Origin of the sequence: Pseudomonas sp. ML2-2023-3 (assembly GCF_037055275.1) — a bacterium.
Lineage (GTDB): Bacteria > Pseudomonadota > Gammaproteobacteria > Pseudomonadales > Pseudomonadaceae > Aquipseudomonas.
Genome location: NZ_CP146343.1, coordinates 381,487 through 408,462 on the forward strand (window position 1 = coordinate 381,487; position 26,976 = coordinate 408,462).

Here is a 26,976-nt window from a genome sequence, read left to right on the forward strand (position 1 = left end):
TCGCCGCCTGCGGCAGCGACTACCCGTTAACTCAGCCCTTTCACCGCCCAATCGCGGACCGCGGCATAGGGGTAGTTCTCCAATGCCGCAAAACCTGGAATGGCACGCGCTTTCATCTTGGTGAACATCGGCACGCTGATCCCGCATAAAAACCGGGTCAGGCGTTCTGCCGGGGGATAACTTCCCGTGAACTCCTGATGCCTGTGGATAAAAGCACCACACAGAGCTTCGAAGTTTTTATCCACAAGCGGCATCAGTGCGGGCGGCTCCGGCAAGTGAGCGACCTGCCCAGCACACACTGAACAATGGCCGCACTGCTGCGGCGCCTGCTCATCCCCAAAATACTGCGCCAGCCGGTAGCTCAAGCAGGTTTCACTGGCGAACAGCGCCAACATTGCGTGAATCCGCGTAATCTCGCCACGCTCGTGAGCCTTGAAGTAGGCATGCAGTTCCAGGCTCAGAGCCTGAGCATCAAAATCTTGAACCAACAGGCTGTAGACCTCGGTCATCTGCTTGCTTTCAAGTTCGATCCAGCCCTTCTCCTGAAAGTAATCCAGCGCTTTGACCACCCGGTTCCGATCAGCCTGATGCTGGCTGTACAGCCCGTCGAAATTCACCGTGGCCCAGGTTCTGGCTCGGCTGGAAGTCTGGATGATGGCCGAGACAAATTGCTGACGCTCGCCCTCAAACTTGGCCAGCAACACATCAGGTTCTATCAGGAATTTGAAACGATACTCGGCGAAATAGGCATAGCGAGGGGCAATCAGGCCACGCAGTTCCAACTGGACCAACAAAGTCTTGAGCGGTAACTGACGAATGTTGCTCTGATCGGACAGAGGCAGCAGCATGAACTCCCACTGCCCTTGCACAATTGCCTCACGCAACTCATCGAGTACATAGCGAATGCCCTGCAACTCCGGCGTGTCGCCGTACACAAAGTTTTCCAGCACATTGAGGCTGTCGCGATTGGCCAGCACCAGGCACTCCGAGGGTGCGCCATCACGCCCTGCGCGGCCGATTTCCTGGCTGTAGTTTTCGATCGACTTGGGCAAGTCGAAATGCACCACGTTACGGATGTCGCTCTTGTCGATGCCCATGCCAAAGGCAATGGTGGCAACGATGCAATTCAACTGCCCGCCCATGAACTGGCGCTGAATGCCCTCGCGCTGATCATGGGGCAAACCGGCGTGATAGGCGTTGGCGCTAATCCCGTTCTGGTTCAAGTGCTGGGCAATGTGCTCGGCGGTCTTTTGCAGCGTGACATACACAATGCTCGGCTGACCGAGACGCTCGCCCATCCACTGCACCAGGCGCTGACGCTTGGCGGCACCAGTGACGGGCTCGACCCAAAGATTGAGATTGGCGCGATAGAAACCGGTGGTGATGACGTCCGACTCGGCAATCGCGAACTTGACCTGCATGTCTGCGATCACATTAGGGGTCGCCGTCGCGGTCAGCAGCAGCGCTTGCGGGATATTGAACTGGCGCTGGTAGTCCGGAAGCTTCAGGTAGTCCGGACGGAAATTATGCCCCCACTCGGAAATACAGTGCGCTTCGTCCACCACCAGCAGGGAAATCGGCACTTGCTGCAAAAAGTTACGAAAGCGCTCGTTTTTCAGTCGCTCGACCGAAATCATCAGGATCTTCAACTCGCCCGCTTTCGCCCGGGCCATGACGGCGCTTGCCTCGTCGCGGCTTTGCGCCGAATCGATGCTGGCCGCTGCAATCCCGTGGCGCTGCAAAAAAGCCAATTGGTCCTGCATCAAGGCCAACAGCGGCGAAACCACTAGCGTCAGGTGAGGCAACAGCAGCGCCGGCAGTTGGTAGCACAGGGATTTGCCCGATCCCGTAGGGAAAATCGCCGCCGCTGAACGTCCAGCCAACACGGCACTGATCGCCGCTTCTTGCCCGGCACGAAACTGTGGATAACCAAAGACCTGTTCCAGGGTGTTGTGCATGACTGTCACTCCTTTGACCGTTGCAAAGCGCAAGACTCTACGCCAGGTTTGCAGCCGATCGAGAAAAGGCCGGGGGCAAATTGAGAGGGGATGATACAGGGTCGAGCCAGGATGCCCTGAATAACCCTTTGTCAGGAGAAAACGCAAAATTTGGCAATAACAGGATTTTGTCAGTAGTATTTATTGTGCATACGATAAATTGATGCAAATAACCTACGACATCACCAAACGCAACAAGACGCTAATCGAGCGAGGCCTTGATTTCGCTGACGCAAAAACCCTATTTGCAGGTCATCACTTCACATCTGAAGACTCACGCCAGGATTACGGCGAAGTCCGACTAATCAGCATCGGCCTGTTACAGGAGCGCATGATTGTTTTGGTCTGGACACCGCGCGGCGCGGACCGCCGTATTATTTCCATGAGGAAAGCCAATGAGCGCGAACAAGCACTCTACGCCCATCGACTGGGTTGACCCGGATGACGCGCCCGAACTGACAGAAGCCTTTTTTGAAGCTGCCGACGAGTTCAAAGGTCCGCTGTTGATTAAACGCGGCAGACCCAAAGCGAACAAAGTGCTCACACGAATCACCATCCGTCTTGCTCCCGAAGTCGTAGAGCAATTCAAGGCCTCCGGCCCCGGCTGGCAAACACGCATGAACGCAGCACTGGCTGACTGGTTGAAGAGTCATTCGCCAGGAGAGATACCTTGAAACTCTTTTCGGACTTTTGATAATGAAACTCGCCACCGACCTCCCGGACACCCCCATCCTGCGCGAGCTGATGCAGTTGCTGCATGAAGAAATCGGCCTGCCGGAACACAAAACCATCAGTCTCAAGACCGCGATCAACGCGGATCTTGGCTGCAATGGCAGCGATGCCCAGCATTTGATGGAAGCCCTCGAGGAACGTTTCGGGCTCGAGTTGGCGGACTATGATGCCTACCGCTACTTCCAGCCTGCGGGCAACGACCCGCACCTCAAGCGCAAGGCCAAGGGCCGCGAGGGCAAAGTACCCCTGACCATCGGCATGCTGTACGCGGCGATCAGCAGCGGCCATTGGGATACGCAAAACCTGGAAGCTTAGGTAAGACGTTCTGTCGGAGCAGTCTTGCTCGCGATTCGGGCAACGCGGTTTGCCAGAGTCACCCCGGCGATGCCATCGCGAGCAAGCCCGCTCCCACAGGATGCATCTGCTCAGGCACAAAAAAGCCGCCCTCTCAGGCGGCTTCTTTGTGGATCAACACACTGACCGAATGCTTACGCCTTCGGACCCGCTGCCTTGATCGCGTCGCTGACGTCGAACTTCTTGAAGTTCTCTACGAACAGGCCAGCCAATGCCTTGGCAGCTTCGTCGTAGGCAGCTTTGTCTGCCCAGGTGTTGCGTGGATTGAGCAGAACAGTGTCAACGCCCGGTACGGCCAATGGCACGTCGAGGTTGATGGTGTCCAGGTGTTCGGTTTCTGCGCCGACCAGAGCACCGCTCTGGATCGCAGCAATCACGCCACGGGTGGTCGGGATGTTGAAGCGCTTGCCAACACCGTAGCCACCACCGGTCCAGCCGGTGTTGACCAGGTACACCTTGGAGCCGAAGCCGCGGATGCGTTTGATCAGCAGCTCTGCGTATTCGCCAGCCGGACGCGGGAAGAACGGTGCGCCGAAGCAGGTGGAGAAGGTGGACTTGATGCCGCTGCCCGAACCCATTTCAGTCGAGCCCACCAGTGCGGTGTAGCCGGACAGGAAGTGGTAGGCCGCTTGTTCTTCGCTGAGGATCGACACGGGCGGCAATACGCCGGTCAGGTCGCAGGTCAGGAAGATCACAGCGTTTGGCTCGCCGCCCAGGTTCTTCTCGGAACGCTTGGCAACGTGCTCCAGCGGGTAAGCTGCGCGGCTGTTCTGGGTCAGGCTGACATCGGCATAGTCAGGGTGCTTTGCATCGTCGAGAACAACGTTCTCCAACACGGCGCCGTGCTTGATGGCTTTCCAGATGACCGGCTCGTTCTTCTCGGACAGGTCGATGCACTTGGCATAGCAACCGCCTTCGATGTTGAACACCACACCTTCGCCCCAACCGTGTTCGTCATCACCGATCAGGTAACGGCTTTCATCGGCGGACAGGGTGGTTTTACCGGTGCCGGACAGGCCGAAGAACAGGGTCACATCGCCTTCTTCGCCAATGTTGGCAGCGCAGTGCATCGGCAGCACGTCAGCAGCAGGCAACAGGAAGTTCTGTACCGAGAACATGGCTTTTTTCATTTCACCGGCGTAACGCATACCGGCGATCAGCACTTTTTTCTGGGCGAAGTTGAGGATCACGCAACCGTCAGAGTTGGTGCCATCACGCTCAGGTACGCACTCGAAGTTGGCCACGTTGAGCACTTGCCACTCTTCACGACCGGCCGGGTTGTACTGAGCCGGGTTGATGAACAGGCAACGGCCGAACAGGTTCTGCCAGGCAGTCTGGGTAGTCATTTTCACGGCCAGGTAGTGGTCTTCGGAAGCACCTACATGCACGTGGGAAACGAAATGCTCTTGCGCGTTGTTGAACGCCTCGACGCGGTCCCACAAGGCATCGAACTTGTCGGCCGGGAACTTGCGGTTGATCGGGCCCCAGGCAATGGATGCCTGAGTGGACGGTTCTTCAACAATGAAGCGGTCAGCCGGTGAACGGCCTGTACGGTGGCCAGTTTCGACAACCAGTGCGCCATTGTCGGCAAGCACGCCTTCACCACGGCTCAGGGCTTCTTTGACCAGATCGTCGATGCTCAGATCGGTGTACACGGCGTTATTAGCTTGCGTCATGAGGTTCCCCGTCGGCCATTGGCCGAGTGCGCCAAACGTTTTGTAGTAGAAAAATTTGCACTACTACCGCGAAAAAAGTGGGCCGGATTATGCCAGAAAACCCCAAAAAGAGTAGGGCCCACCTGTCAGAACCGCGCAAGAACGGGGTTTGACAGGTGTTTTACCTAGGCTGAAACGTTTTAGTGATGAGTGCCAGAAGGGGATTCAACACCCGCGCCTGCGAACAATTGATCGACATCAGCCGCGTCAAACAGGTAGCGCTCGTTGCAAAACTGGCAGTCGATTTCGATATGACCGCCATGCTCGGTCACCAGAGTCAGCGCATCTTCGTGGCCGAGGCTGGTCAGGGCATTGCCCGAACGCTCACGGGAACAGCTGCACTTGAATTCGATGGCCTCGTTGTCAAACAGACGCACGGTTTCTTCGTGATAAAGGCGGTGCAGGATAGTCTCGTTGTCCAGCCCCAGCAGCTCTTCAGCTTTGAGTGTATCGCCCAGCATCAGCAGCCGGTCCCAGCTGTCCACACGCTCGTCTTCATCCTTGACCACGTCGGCAGGCAACTGCTGCAAGAACATGCCACGGGCGCGCTGGCCATCGGCAACCAGCCAGAAGCGGGTTGGCACTTGCTCGGACATCACGAAGTAGTTGGTGAAACAGTCGGCCAGGGTTTCGCCGTTCAGGTCCACAATCCCCTGGTAGCGTTTGCCAACCGTAGGATCAATGGTAATGGCCAGTACGCCATTGGGCAGCAGGTCGGCCAGAGTGGCATCAGGAGCAATGCGATCGGCGTCGAAACGTGCCAGGCCGCGTATCTCACGGTCGCTGGTGCATTCGATCATCAGCAGCGGCACCGGGCCTTCCGAACGGGCTTGCAAGCTCAGCAAACCATCAATTTTCTGGTTGCCCACCAGCAACGCAGCAGCAGCCATCAGCTCGCCCAGCAACTGCTGGACCGGCTGTGGATAAGCGTGCTTGGCCAACACGTCAGCGTAGCTATGCTCCAGCGATGCCAGTTCGCCACGGGCGTCGCTGGTATCGAACATAAAGCGTTGTGTGGCATCGTTTTTGAGTAAGTCGGACATAAGAATAGAGTTCTGAATTGGTGACAAAATGTGTACGGATCGTTGGATGTCGTGCAGGTCTAATGACCCTATATGGCGCCATACATGGATGATTACAAGTTATGCGCACACAGACTCGACGTACGGTTTGCGAGCTTCGGCCAGCTCACTCGGCCCCACTGGCATCATGGAACTGATGCAGTTGGCGTCGTTGTTTCTTGGTTGGTTTTCCTTCGGTGCTGATACCCATTGCACCGGATTTGCGCATGGCCGCTGCGTTTTCCCGCTTGGCAATGCTTTGCCCGGTTTCGGCGTACAGCAATTGAGCCTCGGGAGCGCCTCGACGCACCACTGACAGTGCTTTGACTTCCACAGTACGTTCTTCAAGGCCTACACGTATTTGCAGTTCATCGCCCACCCGTGGCTCTTTGCTCGGTTTGCAGCGCTCACCACGGCAATGCACCTTGCCGCTTTCGATCGCGGCTTTGGCCAATGCACGGGTTTTGTAAAAACGCGCTGCCCAGAGCCACTTGTCCAGGCGAACCTTGTCGTCCACTTCCTGTTTTTGTGCCACTGGAATCCCTCTTCATTTGAATAGTCAGAACTGTACTACTACTTGCGATGAACAACTGAAGCAATCAGCCCGATAGAATGCCTGCCTGCTGAATAGCGTACACGTAGATAACTGTCGCCATTTGCCGGATATTCTGCGTGAATACCGTTTCTACACAGCCAAATCGGCATCGCCGATTGTTTTACCTGCAGGGTTTCTCCTGCAGCCTGAATACGTTAATCGCTGGTTACTTATATTGAAGACTTTTGATCACTTGACCGTTGTCGGTCTGCGCGAGTGGGTGGCGCTTCCCGATTTGGGAGTTGCCGGCCTGCGGGCGAAAATCGACACCGGTGCCAGTACCTCCAGCTTGCACGCCACCGAGATCGAGCCATTTGAGCGCGAGGGTGAAAAGTGGGTACGTTTCAATGCCCATTTGGGCACGTTGGTACAGCTGCGCCACCGCCGCTGTGAAGCCCCGTTAGTCGCCATAAAAACCATAAAAAGCTCCAATGGTCACACCCAGGTTCGCTATGTGATCCGTACCGGCCTGGCGCTGGGCGATCGGGTCTGGCAGGTCGAGTTCACCCTCGCCTGCCGCAAATCGATGCGTTACCGCTTATTACTGGGCTCGAAAGCCCTGATTGACGGCCAGCTGGTCGTCAATCCAGAACATAAATACGTTCAAGACAAGCCGGTGTTTCCGGTCACTACTACCTCTGCCACAGGTGTTGCATGAAGATCGCTGTGCTGTCGCGTAACCCGCGTCTGTATTCCACTCGTCGTCTGGTTGAAGCCGGTACCGAACGAGGCCATGAAATGGTAGTGATCGATACCCTGCGCGCCTATATGAACATTGCCAGTCATAAGCCGCAGATTCACTATCGCGGCAAGCCACTGGAAGGCTTCGACGCCGTAATCCCGCGTATTGGCGCCTCGGTCACGTTCTATGGCTGTGCAGTGTTGCGTCAGTTCGAAATGATGGGGGTGTTCCCGCTCAATGAGTCGGTAGCGATTGCCCGTTCACGGGACAAACTGCGCTCGTTGCAACTGCTGTCGCGTCGAGGCCTGGGTTTGCCTGTGACCGGTTTTGCCCACTCCCCTGACGACATTCCCGACCTGATCGAGATGGTCAATGGCGCGCCGCTGGTGATCAAGGTACTGGAAGGCACCCAGGGCATCGGCGTAGTGCTGTGCGAAACCGCCACTGCCGCTGAATCGGTGATTGAGGCCTTTATGGGGCTCAAGCAAAACATCATGGTGCAGGAATACATCAAGGAAGCGGGAGGCGCCGATATTCGCTGCTTCGTGGTCGGGGACAAGGTCATCGCGGCCATGAAGCGTCAGGCCAAACCTGGCGAGTTCCGCTCCAACCTGCACCGGGGCGGTAGCGCCAGCCTGATCAAGATCACCCCTGAGGAGCGCATGACCGCCATTCGTGCGGCCAAGGTCATGGGGTTGAGCGTGGCGGGGGTCGATATTTTGCGCTCCAACCACGGCCCATTAGTGCTGGAGGTCAATTCATCGCCGGGCCTGGAAGGTATTGAAACCACCACAGGCAAGGACGTGGCCGGGATCATCATTCAACATCTTGAAAAAAACAGCAGCCCGCACATGACACGGACCAAGGGCAAAGGCTAAACGCCCGTCAAACCCTGTGGGAGCGGGCTTGCCCGCGATGGCAGCACCGCAGTTTAACTGGCTGACCGCGCCGCCTGCATCGCGAGCAAGCCCGCTCCCACAGGGCCAGAAAAATCTACACCGCCCCTCTTGGCAACATAAGCCCCAGCGGCAGGCGTACACGGGCTTCCAGCCCACCGCCGCTACGGTTACGCAATTCAACATTGCCGCCATGCATGGAGGCAATCCGCTTCACGATAGCCAGGCCCAACCCTGTGCCTTTGCCACCACGGGCACGGTCACCGCGAATAAACGGATTGAAGATGTCTTCAAGTTCCGAAGGATCAATACCCGCGCCCCGGTCCATTACGCTGAGCACCACGTACGGTGCACTGACGTCTCCGGACACATATGCAGCAACCTCAACGTCTTCGCCCGCATGGTGCAGGGCATTGCCGATCAGGTTGTTGAGCAGACGCTTCATCGACACCCGACGCAACGCAAACGGCTGGATCGGCTGCAAGCGCAAGCGCACCTGTTCACCGTTCTGGTTGTAGGGCGCCACCACTTCGCGGATCAGATCACACAGATCAACTTCTTCGACCGGCTCGTCACGCCCATCACGGATAAAGGCCAGGAACTGATCGAGAATCGCATCCATGTCCTCAATGTCACGCACCATATCGTCTGAAAGGTCGCTGTGGTTGCCCATCAGCTCCAGAGAAAGGCGCAAACGGGTCAGCGGTGTTCTCAGGTCATGGGACACACCGGCAAGCATCAGCTCACGCTCACGGCCTGCCTGCTCAACATCTTCAGCCATTTGATTGAAGGCGCTGTACACCTCGGTCATCTCGCTGGGGGTGTCGCTGATCGGCAAGCGCACGCTGCGCCCCTGCCCCAGTTGACGAGCCGCATACACCAGTCGCTTGAGCGGCTGATTGAGCTGGCTGACGAAAATCCACGCCGACGCAGTGGATAACAAGCCAATGGCCAGGAACCAGCCCAGGACATTCCAGATTTTCTGCCCACGAAGCGGATGCGGATACAGCGGCACTTTCAACCAGCCTTCACCCAGGCTAGGCGCACGCACCCACAGGGCGGGAGACGTGTGCATGCGCAAGCGAACTTCGGTGTCAGGGCCTAGCTCGTCCTGCATCTGACGTTGGTAGATTTCGCTGTAAGGCCAGTGCTGCTCACCCTCGGGCACACCACCACCCACGACGCGCACCAAATCAACGGCATCGATAATCTTGTTGCGGTTTTCCTCATCGGCCGCCCAATAGGCGCGCAAGGTCAGTGCCACACCGTGACTGTATTGGCGGTCGACCAACACGTCCTCGTTCATGAGCAGGTAAACCAGCGTCAGTGCCTTGGAAAACAGAACGACTATCAGGACGAGCCAGAGAGTGCGCGAGAAAAAACTTTGGGGAAACCAGAGAGGGGTTTTCATAGACAGCCGTTTTTACACTTTGCAGGAACGAGCCCAAAAGCCCGCAAAAAAATGAATCGCGAGCCACTCAGGAACCTGAATGACTCGCTCCTACAAATGATCGGTCACTTGGTCGCGTTACCATCCGGCACGAACACATAACCTACGCCCCAGACAGTCTGGATATAGCGCGGTTTGGACGGATCAGGCTCGATCATGCGACGCAAACGGGAGATCTGAACGTCGATTGAACGCTCCAGTGCATCCCATTCGCGACCACGGGCCAGATTCATCAGCTTGTCACGGGTCAATGGCTCGCGAGCATGCATGACCAAGGCCTTGAGTACCGCAAACTCACCCGTAGTGAGCATGTGAACTTCATCACCGCGCTTGAGTTCGCGGGTGGCCAGGGACAACTCGTAATCACCGAAAGTCACGCTTTCGTCTTCGCTGCCCGGCGCACCCGGCACCGGTGCCGACTGGCGGCGCAATACAGCCCGCACCCGAGCCATCAGCTCATCGGGGTTGAACGGTTTGGCCAGGTAATCGTCTGCGCCCAGTTCCAGGCCCTTGATGCGGCTCAGCTCGTCGCCCTTGGCAGTCAGCATGATGATCGGCACCCGATTGCCCGCTGCACGCAGGCGGCGGCAGGCAGACAAGCCGTCTTCACCGGGCAGCATCAAATCCAGTACCACCAGGTTAAATACCTCACGAGCCAGCAAACGATCCATTTGCTCGACGTTCGGCACAGCCCGGGCACGATAGCCCTTGCTGACGAAGAAACGTTCCAGCAGGCTGCTCAGTCCAGGATCGTCATCAACGATGAGAATTTTTTCGCCTTCAGCCGGTTGTGCAATGCTGCTCATTAGATGCTCCTGTGATCTCGGCGCGCATTATGGCTTAGCTGCTGTCATACGCATGGTGTGCATTGTTAGCAGATTTTTCCTCTACAAACAGCAGACCAATCAATGTGGCCGCAGCCTGCAGTCCCCTGAATCCGGGAACGCTGGTTATAATGCGCCGCCTTTTGTGTCAGGCAACCTCGAATTTTCAATGGTTGTGGCAGGATTTATTTTTTCAACACCTGCCGTAATTTGCTGATTTCACGGGTCAACAGGCTGCCCTTTTGGCCCAGGTAGCGGCGCCCTCCGGGCCGCTCAACCAGCCTCGCAGGCCTTCAAGCCCGGGCCTGCGAGCCTGCATCACAATTTGTCAGGTGGTTTTATGGACAGCATCAACAGCCGCATCGCCGAAGAACTTGGCGTGCGCCCGCAGCAGGTCGAAGCGGCCGTCGCTCTTCTGGATGAAGGCTCCACCGTACCCTTCATTTCTCGCTACCGTAAGGAAGTGACCGGCAGCCTGGATGACACCCAGTTACGTCATCTGGAAGAACGCCTGCGCTATCTGCGTGAACTCGACGAACGGCGCGTGAGCATCCTCGCCAGCATCGAAGAACAAGGCAAATTGACACCCGAACTCGCCCGCGACATCAAACTCGCCGAGACCAAAACCCGCCTCGAAGACTTGTACCTGCCTTACAAGCAAAAGCGCCGCACCAAGGGCCAGATCGCCCTGGAAGCAGGCCTTGGCGAGCTGGCAGATGGCCTGTTCAACGACCCGACACGCAACCCTGAAACCGAAGCTGCCCGTTTTATCGACGCAGAAAAAGGGGTGGCTGATACCAAGGCGGCCCTCGACGGCGCCAAGTACATCCTCATGGAGCGCTTCGCCGAAGACGCCAGCCTGCTGGATAAACTGCGCAGCTTCCTCAAGAACGAAGCCATTCTCAGTGCCCGCGTGATCGCTGGCAAAGAAGAAGAAGGCGCCAAGTTCCGCGACTACTTCGAACACGATGAGCCGCTCAAAAGCATGCCTTCTCACCGTGCGCTGGCGATTTTCCGTGGTCGCAACGAAGGTATTCTCAGCTCTTCACTCAAAGTGGGCGAAGAACTGCCTGGGTCGATGCATCCCGGCGAGATGATGATTGCCGAACGTTTCGGCCTGCAAAACCAGAACCGCCCGGCGGACAAGTGGCTTGGCGAAGTAGTGCGCTGGACCTGGAAGGTCAAGCTCTACACCCACCTTGAAACCGACTTGCTGGGTGAGTTGCGCGACGGTGCTGAAACCGAAGCGATCAACGTATTCGCCCACAACCTGCACGACCTGCTGCTGGCCGCACCTGCTGGCCCGCGCGCCACCCTGGGCCTGGACCCGGGCCTGCGCACCGGCTGCAAGATTGCCGTGGTCGATGCCACCGGCAAGCTGCTCGAATACGCCACCGTGTACCCCCACGTACCGCACAACAAATGGGATCAGACGATCTCGGTCATGGCCGCCCTGTGCGCCAAGCACTCGGTGGAGCTGATCGCCATCGGCAACGGCACTGCCAGCCGCGAAAGCGACAAACTGGTCATCGACCTGATGAAAAAATACCCGGCCCTGAAAGTCACCAAGGTGATGGTCTCTGAAGCCGGTGCTTCGGTGTACTCGGCCTCGGAACTGGCGGCCAAGGAATTCCCGGACCTGGACGTATCGATCCGTGGTGCCGTGTCCATTGCCCGCCGCCTGCAAGACCCGCTGGCCGAACTGGTGAAGATCGATCCCAAGTCCATTGGTGTGGGTCAGTACCAGCACGACGTGTCCCAACTCAAACTGGCACGTGGCCTGGACGCTGTGGTTGAAGATTGCGTAAACGCCGTGGGCGTGGACGTGAACACCGCATCCGTGGCGCTCCTGGCACGCATCTCGGGCCTCAACGCCACGCTGGCGCAAAACATCGTCAGTCATCGCGACGAGAACGGCGCGTTCAAAACCCGTGCGGCGCTGAAAAAAGTCAGCCGCCTGGGCGAAAAAACCTTCGAGCAAGCGGCAGGTTTCTTGCGCGTAATGAATGGCGACAACCCATTGGACAGCTCGGCGGTTCACCCCGAGGCCTACCCGCTGGTCAAGCGCATTGCTTCGGACACCGAGCGCGACATCCGCTCGCTGATCGGCGACGCGAGCTTCTTGAAGCGTCTGGACCCGAAGAAGTTCACCGACGAAACCTTCGGCCTGCCGACCGTGACCGACATTCTGCAAGAGCTGGAAAAACCGGGCCGCGACCCGCGTCCCGAGTTCAAGACGGCTGAGTTCCAGGAAGGCGTCGAAGACCTCAAGGACCTGCAACTGGGCATGATCCTGGAAGGCGTGGTGACCAACGTGACCAACTTCGGGGCTTTCGTCGATATCGGCGTGCATCAGGACGGCCTTGTGCACATCTCGGCATTGTCCGAGAAGTTCATCAAGGACCCGCGTGAAGCCGTGAAAGCCGGTGACGTGGTCAAGGTCAAGGTCATGGAAGTCGACATCCCGCGCAAACGCGTTGGCCTGTCGATGCGCATGAGCGACACCCCGGGCGAGAAGATTGACGGCGCCCGTGGTGCACGCCCGGGTTCCGCCCCGCGCCAGCAAAACACCGCACCCCGTAAAGAAACCGTTGCCGCCGCGCCAAGCAACAACGCGATGGCTTCGCTGTTTGCCAACGCCAAACAGTTGAAGAAACGCTAATGGCGCTCCCGGACGGCCTGACCCAAAGCGCTTTCAGCGAGTTGATCGGTTGCCGCGTGCAGTCGGTGGAAGACGGCGTGGCGCACGTAGCGCTAAGCCTGGAGCCGCAACTGCGCAACCGGGGTGGCAAGCTGCACGGTGGCGCGCTGTTCAGCCTGGTCGATATCAGCATGGGGCTGGCGTGTTCCAGCGCCCATGGGTTCGATCAGCAGAGCGCGACTATCGAGTGCAAGATCAACTACATCCGCGCGGTGTCTGAAGGCGACGTGCTGTGCATCGCCAAAGTCATCCACCCCGGACGACGCACGCTGGTGGTCGAAGCCGATGTATTCCAGGGCGACAAACTGGTCGCAAAAGCACAAGGCACGTTCGCTGTCCTGTAGCCGCCACGGGGTCATTTGAGTTAATTTCGGTACTGCTGACGCGGTGCCGGAAGGCGCTTGGAGCGCTCAGGGGCCGAAACAGGGACGGGGCCAAAGCAGTATCAATAAAAGCCAGGCGACCACGCCGGTTTCAACTTCACCCTTGTAGACCGTCCTGACCACCCCCATATTGGGGCGACTGACGCGTGAAGGAATCCAACTTGAGCCAACTTCTCAACCGCCGCCTGGCTCTGCTCAGCAAGCGCGCTAACCTCACTCTGCTTGAGCAATGCCTGCACGGCATCGAGCGCGAATGCCTGCGCGTCACGCCTGACGCACGCCTGGCTCAGACCCCGCACCCTGAAGAATTGGGCTCGGCGCTGACCAACGATCAAATCACCACCGACTATTCCGAATCGCTGCTGGAGTTCATCACCCCGGCCCTGCCCGATCCGGCGCAGACGCTGGCCAGCCTCGACAAGATCCACCGCTTTGCCTACAGCAAGCTCGGCAACGAGTTCCTGTGGAGCCCTTCGATGCCGTGCCCGTTGCCGGCCGAAGAAGATATCCCGATTGCCTACTACGGCACGTCCAACATCGGGCAGCTCAAGTACGTGTACCGCAAGGGCCTGGCCCTGCGATACGGCAAGACCATGCAGTGCATCGCCGGTATCCATTACAACTTCTCCCTGCCCGAGGCCCTGTGGCCCGTGCTGATGCAGGCCGAAGGCTTTGTGGGTACCGAGCGCGACTATCAGTCGAACGCCTACATCGCCCTGATTCGCAACTTCCGTCGTTACAGCTGGCTGCTGATGTACCTGTTCGGTGCCTCCCCAGCGCTGGACGCCGGCTTTTTGCGCGGTCGTTCACACCAGCTGGAACAACTGGATCCCGACACGCTCTACCTGCCGTACGCCACCAGCCTGCGCATGAGCGACCTGGGTTACCAGAGCAACGCCCAGGCTGGCCTGACGCCGTGCTACAACAACCTGGACAGCTACACCGACAGCCTGCGCAAAGCAGTGGCCACGCCTTACGCGCCTTATGTTGAAATCGGCACGCACAAGGATGGTGAATGGGTGCAGTTGAACACCAACATCCTGCAAATCGAAAACGAGTACTACTCCAACATCCGTCCCAAGCGTGTGACCTACACCGGCGAGCGGCCGATTCAGGCCCTGGTGTCCCGTGGCGTGCAGTACGTTGAAGTGCGTTTGCTGGATATCAACCCGTTCCTGCCGGTGGGCATTGACCTGCCAGAGGCACGTTTTCTGGACGCCTTCCTGCTGTATTGCGCGCTGCAAGACAGCCCGCAGTTCGACAGCACAGGGTGCGGCAGCTGCTCTTCGAACTTCCTGAGCGTAGTCATGGAGGGTCGCCGTCCGGGCCTGCAACTGCAGCGTGATGGTGCAGCCGTCGACATGAAGGAATGGGCGGCAGAACTGCTGGAAAAAATCGCGCCGCTGGCCGCCCTGCTCGACCAGAGCCACGGTGGCGATCACCACAGCAAAGCCGTCGACGAACAGTTGGCCAAGATCAAGGACGTGTCACTGACGCCGTCTGCCAGAGTGCTGGCCAGCATGAGTGAGCACAACGAAAGCTTCGCCCAGTTCTCGATGCGCCAAAGCCTGGCCCATGCCGAGTTCTTCCGTAGCGAACCGTTGAGCGCAGAAGATCAGGCCGCGTTTGAAGAGAAAGCACGCAAGTCATTGCTCGAACAGATCCAGACCGAACAAACAGAAGAAGGCGACTTCGACCTGTTTGTGGCCTCGTATCAGGCGAGTATTTTGGCGATCAGTAACTAGGCAGATCAAAAGCCCCTCAAAGCCTTTGCTGTAGTCGCTGACGAGGCACGAGGCTGCGATCGGCTGCGCAGCGGCCGTAAATCCATTCGCTGCGGTGTGTCAGATACACCACGCTCACCGGGTTTACGACCGCTTCGCGCTCGATCGCAGCCTCGCTCCGCTCCTCAGCGACTACAAAGTTTTGGAGGCTGCATAAGGTGAGGGAGCCACAGGCGCTTTACAGCGTTTTCTCGAAGATCTTGGAGTTACGCTGATAGTTGTACAGCGACGCTCGCGCCGCCGGCAGGCGCTCGACACCGCTAGGTTCAAACCCGCGTTCACGGAACCAGTGCGCAGTACGCGTGGTTAATACGAACAGGGTTTTCAACCCTTGTGCCCGGGCGCGGTTTTCGATGCGTTCCAGCAGCTCATCCCCACGGCGACCATGACGGTACTCCGGATTCACCGCCAGGCACGCCAGCTCCCCCGCATCCGAATCAGCAATCTGATACAGCGCCGCACAGGCGATAATCATCCCTTCGCGCTCAACCACGCTGAACTGTTCGATCTCACGCTCCAGCACTTCTCGCGAGCGACGCACCAGAATGCCCTGTTCTTCCAGCGGGCTGATCAGGTCCAGCAAACCGCCGACGTCTTCAATCGCTGCTTCACGGATCAGTTCGAATTGCTCCTGGGCCACCAACGTACCGCCACCATGACGGGTGAACAGCTCCGTCAGCAAGGCGCCATCTTCGGCATAGCTGACGATATGGCTACGAGCCACACCACCGCTGCAGGCCTCGGCCGCCGCTTCCAGCAGCTCGGCCTGGTAGTCGCTGCCCAAACGCTTCATGTGGGCAGGCACTTGCTGTGGGCGCAGCTCGCGCACCAAGCGCCCTTCTGCGTCGAGCAAGCCGGACTCGGCGCCGAACAACAGCAGCTTGTCAGCCGCCAGGTCGATAGCGGCACGGGTGGCGACGTCTTCACACGCCAGGTTGAAAATCTCACCGGTCGGCGAGTAGCCCAAGGGCGATAGCAACACAATCGAGCGCTCATCGAGCAGACGGTTGATGCCCTTGCGGTCGACACGACGGACTTCGCCGGTGTGGTGGAAGTCCACGCCATCGAGCACGCCGATCGGCCGTGCCGTCACCAGGTTGCCGCTCGCTACCCGCAGGCGCGAGCCCTGCATCGGCGAAGATGCCATGTCCATCGACAAGCGCGCCTCAATCGCGATGCGCAACTGCCCCACGGCGTCGATCACGCATTCCAGGGTGGAGGCGTCGGTGACGCGCATGCCGTTGTGGTAGTACGGCACCAGACCACGGGCTTCAAGGCGGCTGTCGATTTGCGGACGCGAGCCGTGAACCAGCACCAGGCGCACGCCCAGGCTGTGCAACAGCACCAGGTCGTGGACGATATTGCCAAAATTGGGATGCGCCACACCGTCGCCGGGGAGCATGACGACAAAGGTGCAATCGCGGTGGGCATTGATGTAAGGAGACGCGTGACGCAACCAGTTAACGTAATCGTGCATAACCAAAGCCTGTAAAAAATAAATCGCCTAAAAAAGGGCTAAAACAGCAAACGCACATCGGGCTGATGGTTATCGTCGAAACAGGGTCGGCAACACGCGTGTTCTCCTTGTGTGAAAAGCAAAGGGGATCGCCACTATTTCAGGCAATAGTGTTCGACCAGTTGAGTCAGTAGACGCACGGTCGGCTGCAAACGTGACATTTCCAGGTATTCCCCCGGCTGATGCGCACAGGCGATGTCGCCCGGGCCCAGTACCAGCGTTTCGCAGCCAAGCTGCTGAAGATAAGGCGCTTCGGTGCCAAACGCCACTGCTTGCGCGCGATGGCCGGTGAGTCGTTCGGCCACCCGTACCAGCTCTGCATCGGCGTCCTGTTCGAATGGCGGCACTCCGGCTGCAATGGACGCGAAATCAATTTTCACCTGATGGCGCTCGGCCAAAGGTTGCAGCTTGCTGCGAATGATGGCCCGCAGCTCGTTGGGGTCCATGCCCGGTAACGGTCTCAGGTCAAATTCCAGCGAGCACTGCCCGCAAATACGGTTCGGGTTATCGCCACCATGAATACAGCCAAAGTTCAGGGTCGGCTGCGGCACGCTGAACTGCGGGTTGCGGTATTCGTTGAGCCACTGCTGACGCAGGCCTTTGAGTTCGCTGATCGCATCGTGCATGGCTTCAAGGGCGCTGTGCCCCAGGCTTGGGTCGGATGAGTGGCCACTGCGCCCGAGAATCTCGATGCGCTCCATCATCACCCCCTTGTGCATGCGGATCGGCTTGAGTCCGGTCGGCTCGCCAATCACCGCGGCACGGCCCAGCGGCCTGCCGGCTTCGACCAGCGCCCTGGCGCCAGCCATCGATGTCTCTTCGTCGCACGTGGCCAGAATCAGCAGCGGCTGCTTGAACGGTTGATCGAGCAACGGGCGCACCGCTTCGATCACCAGCGCGAAAAAACCCTTCATGTCGCAACTGCCAAGGCCTACCCAGCGGTTATCCACTTCTGTCAGCTTGAGTGGATCGGTCTGCCACAGCGCTTCATCGTAGGGCACGGTGTCGCTATGACCGGCCAACACCAGTCCTCCGGGACCGCTGCCGAAGGTGGCAAGCAAGTTGAACTTGCCGGGGCTGATCTGCTGGATATCGCAGCTAAAGCCCAGCTCGCTCAGCCAGGTGGCCAGCAAATCGATCACCCCGCGATTGGACTGATCCAGATAAGGCTGGGTGCAACTGACCGACGGTGTGGCGATCAAGGCAGCGAACTGCTCTTTCATGGAAGGTAAAGGCATGCGCTGACTTCCTGTTGGCGGGGCGAGGCCCATCATAGAGCCATCTGCTGCGCAGAATAAACCCGTTCGGCGCGCCGGGGCGGCTTGTCCTGTACACTGCACGGCCTTGGCAGCCACACTTTTCCCGGCTGCGCACCGATCCTGGATTTTCCGGCCATGCAGAAAGAAACCGAAATCAAACTCCGCGTCAGCCGCGAAACCCTCGCCGCCCTGCGCGAGCACCCCTTGCTGAAAAAGCGCAACAAAAGTGGCTGGGAAAGCCGTGAGTTGTTGAACCAGTACTTCGACACGCCTGAGCGCGATCTGGCCAAGGCCAAGGTTGCCCTGCGCCTGCGCCGCGATGGCGAAGACGTGATTCAGACCCTCAAGACCCGCGGCCAAAGCATCGCCGGTTTGTCCGAGCGTAATGAGTACGACTGGAACCTGCCGAAAGCCAAGCTCGACATCAAGAAGCTCGATGGCGAATGCTGGCCAGAAGAGTTGGCCGAGCTGGACAAAAAAACCCTGAAGCCAATCTTCACCACTGATTTCGTACGTGAACGCGCTGAAATCTCCTGGGGCCGCGGCAAGGCCAAAGTGGTCATCGAAGCGGCCCTGGACCTGGGTCACGTGATTGCCGGCAAGCAGAAAGAAGAAATCTGCGAACTGGAACTCGAACTGCGCGAAGGCGAGCCATCTGCCCTGCTGGAACTGGCGGCAGAACTGGCCGAGAAGCTGGCCCTGATGCCTTGTGACATCAGCAAGGCCGAACGTGGCTATCGCCTGTTCGACGCCAACAGCTACAGCGTCAACCTGCCCGCCCCAGAGCTGACACCCGAGACGCCACTGGACGATGCCTTCGCCGCCCTGGCCTGGCACTTGCTGGGCAACAGCCAGCGTCTGGCCGAGCAGTACCGTTTCAATGGCCACTGGCGTTTGCTGCAGGACTGGGTTCAGCAATTGATTGACCTGCGCGCGCTGGTCAGCAGCCTGGGTCAAGCCGCTCCACGCCAGTCCACCAGCACCTTGCGTGCTGAGCTGGACGCCCTGCTTGAAGACTGGCGCCCGCTGGTTCAGATCGGCCAGGACGACGAAGACGTTCGTAAAGCCGCCCCTGAGCAGTTCCTTGAAGAGCTGGAAGACCCGCGCTGGGGCCAGTTCTCACTGAACACTTCGCGCTGGTTGATGGCGCGCAGCTGGACCGTTGATCGCGGCACCACCCGTGGCAACCGTCAAGGCGCCGCACAACTGCACAGCTGGCTGCCGCGCTTGTTGTCGGATGAGGCGATTGCCTTGCGCTTGAACCGCTACCAGCAGCAACCCGAAGATCTGGCCGAGCAACTGCCGCGCATCGAGCGCATTCAGGCCTGGTTGCGTCTGGCGCGTAACGTGCTGGAAATTCCGGAACTGGACCGTTTGTACGGCGAGATGAACAAGCTGCAGGAATTGGCCAACCTGCCAATCACTGACGACGCAGAGCACAACGACGAGTTGCTCAATGCCCGTAAGCAGCAAGCCATCGCCGTGTACCAGAACCGCGCATGGAAGACCCTGCTGCGCGCCTAAGCGCCCAGCCAACGCCCCTTGGTGCCAACTGAGGGGCGTTTTTGTTTATTGGGTGTCTTTGGGCATCTGTGCATCCGGCGTACGCCAGATCAAACGTGACGTGTCGTAGCCCTGCTGCTGAGCCTTGCTGAGCAATTCATCACGGGTTTGCTGATCAACCTGCGGTTTGCGCGACAACAACCACAAATAGCGGCGGTCGGGGTTGCCCACCAGCGCCGTGCTGTAGTCGTCCCCCAGGTACAACACCCAATAGTCGCCCTTGGTGACACCCGGCAGTACTGTTGATACCCAATTGTCGAACTCGACCCACAGCTTGTCGGTTTTACCCTCCACCTGCGGCGTTGCCGTGCCCTTTGCCTCTTCCCACTTGCCCTCTGCTGTGCGGCAGCGGTTCAACACGGCTACGTTACCGTCAGGCTTCAAGCTGTAATGGGCTTCGGACTGCGCACAGTTGCGCTGGAAGAACATCGGCAAGCGCGCCAACTCATACCAGGTGCCCTGATAGCGTTTGAGATCGACGCTTGCAACGGTGTTGGGCGCCAGCGAATCGCTGCTGGAACCCGCGCACCCGGCCAGCAACAGTGCGGCCCCCAGGCTGACTAAAAGACGTTTCATCGCGAACGCTCCTGAGCGGTATTACTTCAGACCCTGCCCCGAAAAAATCAGCACTTTATCGCCCGCGTATTGCACGCTGATAAAGCTCTTCTGATCGCCCCAGGTGCAGCTCGACACCCCCAATGCACCCGAACAATCGGTCGGGCTGCCCAGCAGCTGTTCAACCTCAGCCTTGGTCATGCCTGCCGACAGTTTTGAGTAGTTTTGTTGATTGATCTTGCTGCACGCCGCCAGCAATACGCAGAACGACAACACCGCCAAAGTACGCAACTTCATGGAAAGCTCCTGCATGGAAAGGTCGGCATAGATGCCTGATGCAAGCTTAGAAGAGAAAAGTGCAGGGTGGTTCCCGCAGGTTGCAGGGATTTGTTTGGCGAGGGGCGTCAGTCAGGCAAAGACAATGATCTGAAACACCTGTGGGAGCGAGCTTGCTCGCGATGCATGCAACCCGGTTCAACTGATTGACCGTATCGATGCTATCGCGAGCAAGCCCGCTCCCACAGGAGGGGGCAGTGAGGCGTGCTTAGGCTTTGTGGTAATCGGTAATGCGCGCCACTTCTTCTTTCGAACCCAGGTACACCGCTACACGCTGGTGCAGGCCTTCAGGCTGGATATCGAGGATGCGCTGATGGCCGTCAGTGGACGCACCGCCAGCCTGTTCAACCAGGAACGACATCGGATTGGCTTCGTACATCAAGCGCAGCTTGCCCGGCTTGGACGGCTCACGGCTGTCGCGCGGGTACATGAACAGGCCACCGCGGGTCAGGATACGGTGTACGTCGGCAACCATCGCGGCCACCCAACGCATGTTGAAGTTCTTGTTCAACGGACCTTCTTCACCCGCCAGCAACTCGTCTACATAGCGTTGGACCGGAGCTTCCCAGTGACGCTGGTTGGACATGTTGATGGCAAATTCCTGGGTGGTTTCAGGAATGGTGATGTCTTCGTGGGTCAGAACGAAGCTGCCCATTTCGCGGTCCAGGGTGAAGCCTTTAACGCCGTCGCCCAGAGTCAATACCAGCATGGTCTGAGGACCGTAGATGGCATAGCCGGCAGCTACCTGCTGGGTGCCTGGCTGCAGGAAGGCCTTTTCGTTCAACGGCTCATTCTGGGTCAGGTATTCGTTCGGGCAACGCAGTACCGAGAAGATAGTGCCGACCGGAGCGTTGATATCAATGTTCGACGAACCGTCCAGTGGGTCGAATACCAGCAGGTAGGCGCCTTTCGGGTACTTGCCCGGGATCTGGTAGGCATTGTCCATTTCTTCGGACGCCATGCCGGCCAGGTGACCGCCCCATTCGTTGGCTTCGAGCAGGATCTCGTTGGAAATCACGTCGAGTTTCTTCTGCACTTCACCTTGTACGTTTTCGGTGCCCATGCTGCCCAGAACACCACCCAGGGCGCCTTTGGACACGGCGTGGCTGATCTCTTTGCAAGCACGCGCCACCACTTCGATGAGGAAACGCAAATCAGCAGGCGTGTTGTTGCTGCGGGTCTGCTCGATCAAATAGCGACTCAGGGTAACGCGGGACATGTAAGGCTCCGAACAATGGGGAGGGGGCGAAAAACCCGCGCAGTTTAGCGCGTGTTGCCGTGCAAATCTTCTAATCAGACTCAGAACCGACAGAGCGGGTTCTGCTGAACCCTTAAATCACCTGCAAAAAACCCTGTGATCGCTGCCGCAGGCTGCGAAGGGTTGCAGAGCAACCCGTGCTCTCAAGGGCTAAATGCCCCCTTCGCAGCCTGCGGCAGCGACTACAGGTGCGTTACAGCGCTTTCCAGATGTCGGTGGCGTACTCACGAATGGTGCGGTCCGATGAGAACCAGCCCATGCGCGCCGTGTTCAGCACCGCCTTGCGCCACCACTCGTCCTTGTCCTGCCACAGGTGTTCCACACGCATCTGCGCATCCCAATAAGCATCGAAATCCGCACACACCAGAAACCGGTCGTACTCAATAAGTGAGTCCACCAGCCCGGTGTAGCGCGCCGGGTCATCGTGTGAAAACACCCCGCCGCGAATCGCCTGCAGCACATCATTGAGCCGATGGGATGCGGCCACATCCGGCGCCGCGTGGAACTCGCCATTGTGTTTGCGCGCTTCAACCTGCTGCGAACTGAGCCCGAAGATAAACATGTTGTCCGCCCCGACCCGCTCGCACATCTCCACGTTGGCCCCATCCATCGTGCCGATGGTCAGTGCGCCGTTAAGGCCGAATTTCATGTTGCTGGTGCCCGATGCTTCGTAGCCTGCAGTGGATATCTGCTCGGACAGATCCGCCGCCGGAATGATGCTTTCGGCCAGGCTGACGTTGTAGTTGGGGATAAACACCACCTTGAGCAAACCACGCACGGTGGGGTCATTGTTGACGGTGCGGGCGATGTCGTTGGCCAGTTTGATGATGAGTTTGGCCTGTTCATAACTGGCCGCCGACTTGCCGGCAAAAATCTTCACCCGTGGCACCCAATGATTACCCGGCTCGGCACGAATGGCCTGGTACAGCGCCACGGTGTGCATCAGGTTGAGCAGCTGACGCTTGTACTCGTGAATCCGTTTGACCTGCACATCGAACATCGCTTCAGGGTTGACCACGATACCCAAACGCTCATAAATCAGCGCCGCCAGGGTGCATTTGCTTTGCAGGCGCTGTTCGGCGAAACGTTTGCGAAAATCGGCACGCTCGGCAAAAGGCTCCAGCTTGATCAGCTTGTACTCGGTTTCATCAAGGACATCGGGCCCCAGTGCATCCACCAGCATCGAGGTCAACGGTGGGTTGGCCTGAAACAGCCAGCGGCGAAAGGTGACACCGTTGGTTTTGTTGTTGATCCGATCAGGGTAGAGCTTGTGCAGTTCGGCAAACACGGTGCTGCGCATCAACTGCGTGTGCAGCCCGGATACCCCGTTCACGCTGTGGGAACCCAGGAAGGCCAGATTGCCCATGCGCACTCGCCGCCCGTGGTCCTCTTCAATCAGCGAAACCGCACGCAGCACGTCAAAGTCGTGAATACCCTTGGCCCGCAACGCATCGATATGGTGCGCGTTGATCAGATAAATAATCTGCATATGGCGCGGCAACAGGCGCTCCATCAAGCCAACGGGCCAGGTTTCGAGCGCCTCCGGAAGCAGCGTGTGGTTGGTGTATGACAAGGTATCGACCGTGACCTGCCACGCCGCGTGCCACTCGATGCCGTGTTCATCGACCAGAATGCGCATCAACTCGGCAACGGCAATCGAGGGATGGGTGTCATTGAGCTGGATCGAGACATGCTCGGCCAGGTTCAACAGCGTGTCATGCACATGCAGATGACGACGCAGCAGGTCCTGCAGCGAGGCCGATACAAAGAAGAACTCCTGGCGCAGGCGCAGCTCTTGCCCCGCTTCGTTGCTGTCAGCCGGGTACAGCACGCGAGAGATGCTTTCAGCCCGCACCACTTCGGCCACGGCGCCCAAATGGTCGCCCGCGTTGAACCGGCCCAGGTTCAAATCGTGCAGCGCCCTCGCCCGCCACAGCCGCAAGGTGTTGACACTGGCCCCGCGCCAGCCCACTACGGGGGTGTCATACGCAATAGCTCGTACGGTCTCGCCCGGCCACCAGATCTGGCGTAGCTGGCCCTGCTCATCCTGTTTGGTCTCGACCGAACCGCCAAAGCCGACCGAGTACAACACCTCGGCACGCTCGAACTCCCAGGGGTTGCCAAAGTCCAGCCAGTTCTCGGTCTGCTCCTGTTGCCAGCCGTCGACAATGCTCTGGCGAAACAGACCGTGCTCGTAGCGGATGCCGTAGCCGTGAGCCGCAATGCCCAGGGTCGACATGCTTTCCATAAAGCAGGCGGCCAACCGGCCCAGACCGCCGTTGCCCAGCGCCGCATCCGGCTCCAGCAGGCGGATACGCTCCAGGTCGACCCCAAGCTCGGTCAGTGCTTCGCGGGCCACCTCCAGCAACCCCAGATTGCTCAGGCTGTCATACAGCAAGCGGCCGATCAGAAATTCCAGCGACAGGTAGTACACCCGTTTCTGGTCCTTGCGATAAATCTGGCGCGTGTGGTCCATCCAGTGCTCGACCATATGGTCGCGGGCGGCCAGAGCAATAGCTTCAAACCAGTCATGGTCAAACGCGTGTTCCGGGTCCTTACCCACCGCGTAAGTCAGTTTGGCTACTACAGCGGCACGGAAAGCCGCCACCTGTGCGTCACGAACAAGCGGTTCCTGGGACATCGATACAACCTCAATCGAGATGGGCGATTTGAAGAACGAATGGTGTCAGCCTAGACGCTTGGACAGAAACAAAGTGACTTGGTTAAAGATTTTTTTGGGTGATTGTTTAAATAAAACTGACGACATGTGCGATGCCCCAAAACGAGGCAAATACGCCGTTGAATGCTTTAAAACATGGCCCTGATCGAAAAACCGGCAAATGGTTGTTCACACATTCATCAACACCGGTATGATCGCGCGCCCTGATGCACGCTGGAATACAAGCCTGATGAAGTCCAACCTGATCGCCGCCGCGGAAATCGACCGTCTCGATACCTGGGCCAAATACTCCGCGCCCATGTGCGGCTCCTGCATTTCCAGCTGCTGCACGTTGCCGGTCGAGGTCAAGATCAAAGACCTGATCCGCATCGGCATCGTCGATGAATTCGAGATGGGCGACCCACCGAAGAACATCGCCAAGCGCCTGCAAAAAGAAGGGATCGTGGAGCGCTTCAACCAGAAGTCCGGGATTTTCACGTTGCAGCGCATGAGCAACAACGACTGCCTGTATCTGGATCGCAAGTCACGGATGTGCACCATCTATGAAATCCGCCCGGACACCTGCCGCAACCACCCGCGAGTGGGCCCCCGCCCTGGTTATTGCGCCTACGTGCCTAAAGCCGTTGAGCGCAAGAACAGCAGCGAGAAGTTGATGGTTTTCTAAGGCATCACCTGTAGCCACTGCCGCCGGCTGCGGCTACAGGTAAACGTCTAAAACCCGGACATAAAAAAACGCCCCCGACCGCAAGGTCGGGGGCGTTTTTTTACGGCTAACTAAATAACTTAGTTGTTACCGGATTTCTTCGCAGCGCGGGTACGCTCGCTTTCGCCCAGGATCTTCTTACGAAGACGGATGGACTTAGGCGTTACTTCGCACAGTTCATCTTCCTGTACGAATTCCAGAGCTTGCTCCAGAGTGAAGCGGATAGGCGGAACCAAAGCGATGGTTTCGTCTTTACCCGAAGCACGCATGTTGTCGAGCTTCTTGCCTTTGGTTGGGTTAACGCCCAGGTCGTTGTCGCGGCTGTTGATGCCGACGATTTGACCTTCGTACACGTCTTCACCGTGACCCAGGAACAGTTTGCCGCGAGCTTGCAGGGTTTCCAGCGAGTAAGTCAGAGCCTTACCGGTAGCAACCGAAACCAGAACGCCGTTCTGACGGCCGGACATGTCGCCCGACTTCATCACGTCGTAACGGTCGAAGATCGAGGTCAGGATGCCAGCGCCCGAAGTCAGAGTCAGGAACTCGTTACGGAAACCGATCAGGCCACGTGCAGGGATGTTGTATTCAAGACGAACACGACCCTTGCCATCCGGAACCATGTTGGTCAGATCGCCTTTACGGATACCGATCTGTTCCATGATTGAACCCTGGGATTCTTCTGGCAGGTCGATGGTTACGTTTTCGTACGGTTCGTGCTTAACGCCGTCAACCATGCGGATGATCACTTCCGGACGACCAACACCCATTTCGAAGCCTTCGCGACGCATGGTTTCGATCAGTACGGACAAGTGCAGCTCACCACGGCCAGACACTTTGAACTTGTCAGCGGTGTCGCCTTCTTCAACGCGCAGAGCAACGTTGTACAGCAGTTCTTTGTCCAGACGCTCTTTGATGTTACGGCTGGTTACGAACTTGCCTTCACGGCCGCAGAACGGCGAGTCGTTAACCTGGAAGGTCATCGAAACGGTAGGTTCGTCAACGGTCAGCGGCTTCATCGCTTCAACATTCAGTGGGTCGCACAGAGTGTCGGAGATGAACAGCTGGTCGAAGCCGCTGATGCAGACGATGTCGCCGGCAGCTGCTTCGTCAACGTCGATACGGTGCAGACCGTGGTGACCCATCAGCTTCAGGATACGACCGTTACGGCGCTTGCCGTCGGCATCGATAGCCACAACCTGGGTGTTTGGCTTGACGCGACCACGAGCGATACGGCCAACGCCGATAATGCCCAGGAAGCTGTTGTAGTCCAGTGCCGAGATTTGCATCTGGAATGGACCGTCACGGTCAACTTTTGGAGCCGGTACGTTGTCGACGATCGACTGGTACAGCGGGGTCATGTCTTCAGCCATGTCGGTGTGGTCAAGACCAGCAATACCGTTCAGGGCCGAGGCGTAAACTACTTTGAAGTCCAGCTGTTCTTCGGTAGCACCCAGGTTGTCGAACAGGTCGAAGATCTGATCCAGAACCCAGTCCGGACGCGCGCCTGGACGGTCAACCTTGTTGATCACCACGATTGGACGCAGGCCGGCTTCGAAAGCCTTCTTGGTCACGAAACGGGTTTGCGGCATAGGGCCGTCTTGAGCGTCAACCAGCAGCAGAACGGAGTCAACCATCGACATTACGCGTTCAACTTCGCCGCCGAAGTCGGCGTGGCCCGGGGTGTCCACGATGTTGATGTGGTAGCCGTTCCAGTTAATAGCGGTGTTCTTGGCAAGAATGGTAATGCCGCGCTCTTTTTCCTGGTCGTTGGAGTCCATCACGCGCTCGTCGTTGAGCTCGTTGCGCTCCAGAGTGCCGGATTGACGCAAGAGTTTGTCTACCAGGGTAGTTTTACCGTGGTCAACGTGAGCAATGATGGCGATGTTACGTAGATTTTCGATCACTTGTGTATCTCGATCAGAGGATTCGGTG

Annotated in this window: 23 protein-coding genes; 10 read left to right on the forward strand and 13 right to left on the reverse strand. The window is 58.2% G+C overall.

Annotation, left to right across the window (positions count from 1 at the left end; genetic code table 11):
* Nucleotides 1–26 precede the first annotated feature (26 nt).
* Entirely contained in the window at nt 27–1,958 is a 1,932-nt protein-coding gene (locus V6P94_RS01615) for an ATP-dependent DNA helicase RecQ (protein WP_219262541.1), read from the reverse strand.
* 202 nt (nt 1,959–2,160) lie between these two features.
* Between V6P94_RS01615 and V6P94_RS01620 the strand changes: the two genes are divergently transcribed.
* From V6P94_RS01620 to V6P94_RS01630, 3 genes are read left to right on the forward strand one after another with little or no spacing between them, the layout of a single operon-like run.
* Nucleotides 2,161–2,433, forward strand: a complete 273-nt coding sequence (locus tag V6P94_RS01620) for a BrnT family toxin (protein WP_046810582.1) — start codon at nt 2,161–2,163, stop codon at nt 2,431–2,433.
* On the forward strand, nt 2,393–2,671 hold the full coding sequence (locus V6P94_RS01625) for a BrnA antitoxin family protein (RefSeq protein ID WP_133079148.1): 279 nt from the start codon (nt 2,393–2,395) through the stop codon (nt 2,669–2,671). The genes V6P94_RS01620 and V6P94_RS01625 overlap by 41 nt, the downstream gene beginning before the upstream one ends.
* A 22-nt stretch (nt 2,672–2,693) precedes the next feature.
* Entirely contained in the window at nt 2,694–3,044 is a 351-nt protein-coding gene (locus V6P94_RS01630; protein WP_133079147.1) for a DUF1493 family protein, read from the forward strand.
* Between the two features lie 173 nt (nt 3,045–3,217).
* On the opposite strand, the gene V6P94_RS01635 is transcribed toward V6P94_RS01630, so the two are convergent.
* The 3 genes from V6P94_RS01635 to V6P94_RS01645 form a co-directional block, all read right to left on the reverse strand.
* Nucleotides 3,218–4,759 (reverse strand): phosphoenolpyruvate carboxykinase, encoded by a 1,542-nt coding sequence (locus tag V6P94_RS01635; RefSeq protein ID WP_133079146.1) that lies wholly within the window; start codon nt 4,757–4,759, stop codon nt 3,218–3,220.
* 179 nt (nt 4,760–4,938) lie between these two features.
* Nucleotides 4,939–5,841, reverse strand: a complete 903-nt coding sequence (hslO, locus tag V6P94_RS01640; RefSeq protein WP_133079145.1) for an Hsp33 family molecular chaperone HslO — start codon at nt 5,839–5,841, stop codon at nt 4,939–4,941.
* Nucleotides 5,842–5,986: 145 nt separating this feature from the next.
* The gene (locus tag V6P94_RS01645; protein ID WP_133079144.1) at nt 5,987–6,394 is read right to left on the reverse strand and encodes a S4 domain-containing protein; all 408 of its coding nucleotides are present in this window, start codon (nt 6,392–6,394) and stop codon (nt 5,987–5,989) included.
* A gap of 268 nt (nt 6,395–6,662) precedes the next feature.
* On the opposite strand from V6P94_RS01645, the gene V6P94_RS01650 reads away from it, so the two are divergent.
* Both V6P94_RS01650 and rimK read left to right on the forward strand, forming a co-directional pair.
* Nucleotides 6,663–7,112 (forward strand): ATP-dependent zinc protease, encoded by a 450-nt coding sequence (locus V6P94_RS01650; RefSeq protein WP_173667409.1) that lies wholly within the window; start codon nt 6,663–6,665, stop codon nt 7,110–7,112.
* Nucleotides 7,109–8,014: a 30S ribosomal protein S6--L-glutamate ligase gene (gene rimK / locus V6P94_RS01655; protein WP_016783140.1), complete on the forward strand. Its 906-nt coding sequence runs from the start codon at nt 7,109–7,111 to the stop codon at nt 8,012–8,014. Before V6P94_RS01650 ends, rimK begins: the two co-directional genes overlap by 4 nt.
* A 115-nt stretch (nt 8,015–8,129) precedes the next feature.
* Here the strand turns inward: rimK and V6P94_RS01660 are convergent, their stop codons facing one another.
* On the reverse strand, nt 8,130–9,443 hold the full coding sequence (locus tag V6P94_RS01660) for an ATP-binding protein (protein ID WP_019821770.1): 1,314 nt from the start codon (nt 9,441–9,443) through the stop codon (nt 8,130–8,132).
* A gap of 104 nt (nt 9,444–9,547) precedes the next feature.
* Nucleotides 9,548–10,288 carry a two-component system response regulator OmpR gene (gene ompR / locus V6P94_RS01665; RefSeq protein ID WP_048386441.1) on the reverse strand — a complete coding sequence of 247 codons (741 nt, stop codon included), beginning with the start codon at nt 10,286–10,288 and terminating at the stop codon, nt 9,548–9,550.
* Between the two features lie 358 nt (nt 10,289–10,646).
* On the opposite strand from ompR, the gene V6P94_RS01670 reads away from it, so the two are divergent.
* The 3 genes from V6P94_RS01670 to gshA all read left to right on the forward strand — a co-directional run bounded on the left by V6P94_RS01670 (nt 10,647) and on the right by gshA (nt 15,135).
* A complete protein-coding gene (locus V6P94_RS01670) occupies nt 10,647–12,968 on the forward strand; it encodes a Tex family protein (RefSeq protein ID WP_219262544.1) in 2,322 nt (773 codons plus the stop codon).
* On the forward strand, nt 12,968–13,351 hold the full coding sequence (locus V6P94_RS01675) for a PaaI family thioesterase (protein WP_133079142.1): 384 nt from the start codon (nt 12,968–12,970) through the stop codon (nt 13,349–13,351). The genes V6P94_RS01670 and V6P94_RS01675 overlap by 1 nt, the downstream gene beginning before the upstream one ends.
* 200 nt (nt 13,352–13,551) lie before the next feature.
* Nucleotides 13,552–15,135 carry a glutamate--cysteine ligase gene (gshA, locus tag V6P94_RS01680; RefSeq protein ID WP_338648940.1) on the forward strand — a complete coding sequence of 528 codons (1,584 nt, stop codon included), beginning with the start codon at nt 13,552–13,554 and terminating at the stop codon, nt 15,133–15,135.
* A gap of 217 nt (nt 15,136–15,352) precedes the next feature.
* Here gshA and argA read toward each other — a convergent pair whose 3' ends face one another.
* Complete coding sequence (argA, locus tag V6P94_RS01685; RefSeq protein WP_133079140.1) at nt 15,353–16,651, reverse strand: amino-acid N-acetyltransferase; 1,299 nt, start codon at nt 16,649–16,651, stop codon at nt 15,353–15,355.
* Nucleotides 16,652–16,785: 134 nt separating this feature from the next.
* Complete coding sequence (gene argE, locus V6P94_RS01690) at nt 16,786–17,928, reverse strand: acetylornithine deacetylase (RefSeq protein ID WP_326427567.1); 1,143 nt, start codon at nt 17,926–17,928, stop codon at nt 16,786–16,788.
* Nucleotides 17,929–18,084: 156 nt separating this feature from the next.
* Between argE and V6P94_RS01695 the strand changes: the two genes are divergently transcribed.
* Nucleotides 18,085–19,473, forward strand: coding sequence for an inorganic triphosphatase (locus V6P94_RS01695; RefSeq protein ID WP_133079138.1), 1,389 nt, complete (start codon nt 18,085–18,087; stop codon nt 19,471–19,473).
* 45 nt (nt 19,474–19,518) lie between these two features.
* Here the strand turns inward: V6P94_RS01695 and V6P94_RS01700 are convergent, their stop codons facing one another.
* From V6P94_RS01700 to V6P94_RS01715, 4 genes are all read right to left on the reverse strand, one after another.
* On the reverse strand, nt 19,519–20,088 hold the full coding sequence (locus V6P94_RS01700) for a lipocalin family protein (protein WP_133079137.1): 570 nt from the start codon (nt 20,086–20,088) through the stop codon (nt 19,519–19,521).
* A gap of 21 nt (nt 20,089–20,109) precedes the next feature.
* Nucleotides 20,110–20,364, reverse strand: a complete 255-nt coding sequence (gene bamE, locus V6P94_RS01705; RefSeq protein WP_133079136.1) for an outer membrane protein assembly factor BamE — start codon at nt 20,362–20,364, stop codon at nt 20,110–20,112.
* 247 nt (nt 20,365–20,611) lie between these two features.
* Nucleotides 20,612–21,622 carry a class 1 fructose-bisphosphatase gene (locus tag V6P94_RS01710; RefSeq protein ID WP_019821792.1) on the reverse strand — a complete coding sequence of 337 codons (1,011 nt, stop codon included), beginning with the start codon at nt 21,620–21,622 and terminating at the stop codon, nt 20,612–20,614.
* Between the two features lie 232 nt (nt 21,623–21,854).
* Nucleotides 21,855–24,302, reverse strand: a complete 2,448-nt coding sequence (locus tag V6P94_RS01715) for a glycogen/starch/alpha-glucan phosphorylase (protein ID WP_133079135.1) — start codon at nt 24,300–24,302, stop codon at nt 21,855–21,857.
* A 265-nt stretch (nt 24,303–24,567) separates the two neighbouring features.
* On the opposite strand from V6P94_RS01715, the gene V6P94_RS01720 reads away from it, so the two are divergent.
* Nucleotides 24,568–25,005, forward strand: a complete 438-nt coding sequence (locus tag V6P94_RS01720) for a YkgJ family cysteine cluster protein (RefSeq protein ID WP_037031547.1) — start codon at nt 24,568–24,570, stop codon at nt 25,003–25,005.
* Between the two features lie 119 nt (nt 25,006–25,124).
* Here the strand turns inward: V6P94_RS01720 and typA are convergent, their stop codons facing one another.
* Entirely contained in the window at nt 25,125–26,948 is a 1,824-nt protein-coding gene (gene typA / locus V6P94_RS01725) for a translational GTPase TypA (RefSeq protein ID WP_133079134.1), read from the reverse strand.
* Nucleotides 26,949–26,976 lie beyond the last annotated feature (28 nt).

Bases quoted from the DNA above. Each gene is read 5' to 3' on its own strand.
- V6P94_RS01615 (WP_219262541.1), bottom strand. From the start codon at position 1,958: ATGCACAACACCCTGGAACAGGTCTTTGGTTATCCACAGTTTCGTGCC.
- V6P94_RS01620 (WP_046810582.1), top strand. From the start codon at position 2,161: ATGCAAATAACCTACGACATCACCAAACGCAACAAGACGCTAATCGAG.
- V6P94_RS01625 (WP_133079148.1), top strand. From the start codon at position 2,393: ATGAGCGCGAACAAGCACTCTACGCCCATCGACTGGGTTGACCCGGAT.
- V6P94_RS01630 (WP_133079147.1), top strand. From the start codon at position 2,694: ATGAAACTCGCCACCGACCTCCCGGACACCCCCATCCTGCGCGAGCTG.
- V6P94_RS01635 (WP_133079146.1), bottom strand. From the start codon at position 4,759: ATGACGCAAGCTAATAACGCCGTGTACACCGATCTGAGCATCGACGAT.
- hslO (WP_133079145.1), bottom strand. From the start codon at position 5,841: ATGTCCGACTTACTCAAAAACGATGCCACACAACGCTTTATGTTCGAT.
- rimK (WP_016783140.1), top strand. From the start codon at position 7,109: ATGAAGATCGCTGTGCTGTCGCGTAACCCGCGTCTGTATTCCACTCGT.
- V6P94_RS01660 (WP_019821770.1), bottom strand. From the start codon at position 9,443: ATGAAAACCCCTCTCTGGTTTCCCCAAAGTTTTTTCTCGCGCACTCTC.
- ompR (WP_048386441.1), bottom strand. From the start codon at position 10,288: ATGAGCAGCATTGCACAACCGGCTGAAGGCGAAAAAATTCTCATCGTT.
- V6P94_RS01670 (WP_219262544.1), top strand. From the start codon at position 10,647: ATGGACAGCATCAACAGCCGCATCGCCGAAGAACTTGGCGTGCGCCCG.
- V6P94_RS01675 (WP_133079142.1), top strand. From the start codon at position 12,968: ATGGCGCTCCCGGACGGCCTGACCCAAAGCGCTTTCAGCGAGTTGATC.
- argA (WP_133079140.1), bottom strand. From the start codon at position 16,651: ATGCACGATTACGTTAACTGGTTGCGTCACGCGTCTCCTTACATCAAT.
- argE (WP_326427567.1), bottom strand. From the start codon at position 17,928: ATGCCTTTACCTTCCATGAAAGAGCAGTTCGCTGCCTTGATCGCCACA.
- V6P94_RS01695 (WP_133079138.1), top strand. From the start codon at position 18,085: ATGCAGAAAGAAACCGAAATCAAACTCCGCGTCAGCCGCGAAACCCTC.
- V6P94_RS01700 (WP_133079137.1), bottom strand. From the start codon at position 20,088: ATGAAACGTCTTTTAGTCAGCCTGGGGGCCGCACTGTTGCTGGCCGGG.
- bamE (WP_133079136.1), bottom strand. From the start codon at position 20,364: ATGAAGTTGCGTACTTTGGCGGTGTTGTCGTTCTGCGTATTGCTGGCG.
- V6P94_RS01710 (WP_019821792.1), bottom strand. From the start codon at position 21,622: ATGTCCCGCGTTACCCTGAGTCGCTATTTGATCGAGCAGACCCGCAGC.
- V6P94_RS01715 (WP_133079135.1), bottom strand. From the start codon at position 24,302: ATGTCCCAGGAACCGCTTGTTCGTGACGCACAGGTGGCGGCTTTCCGT.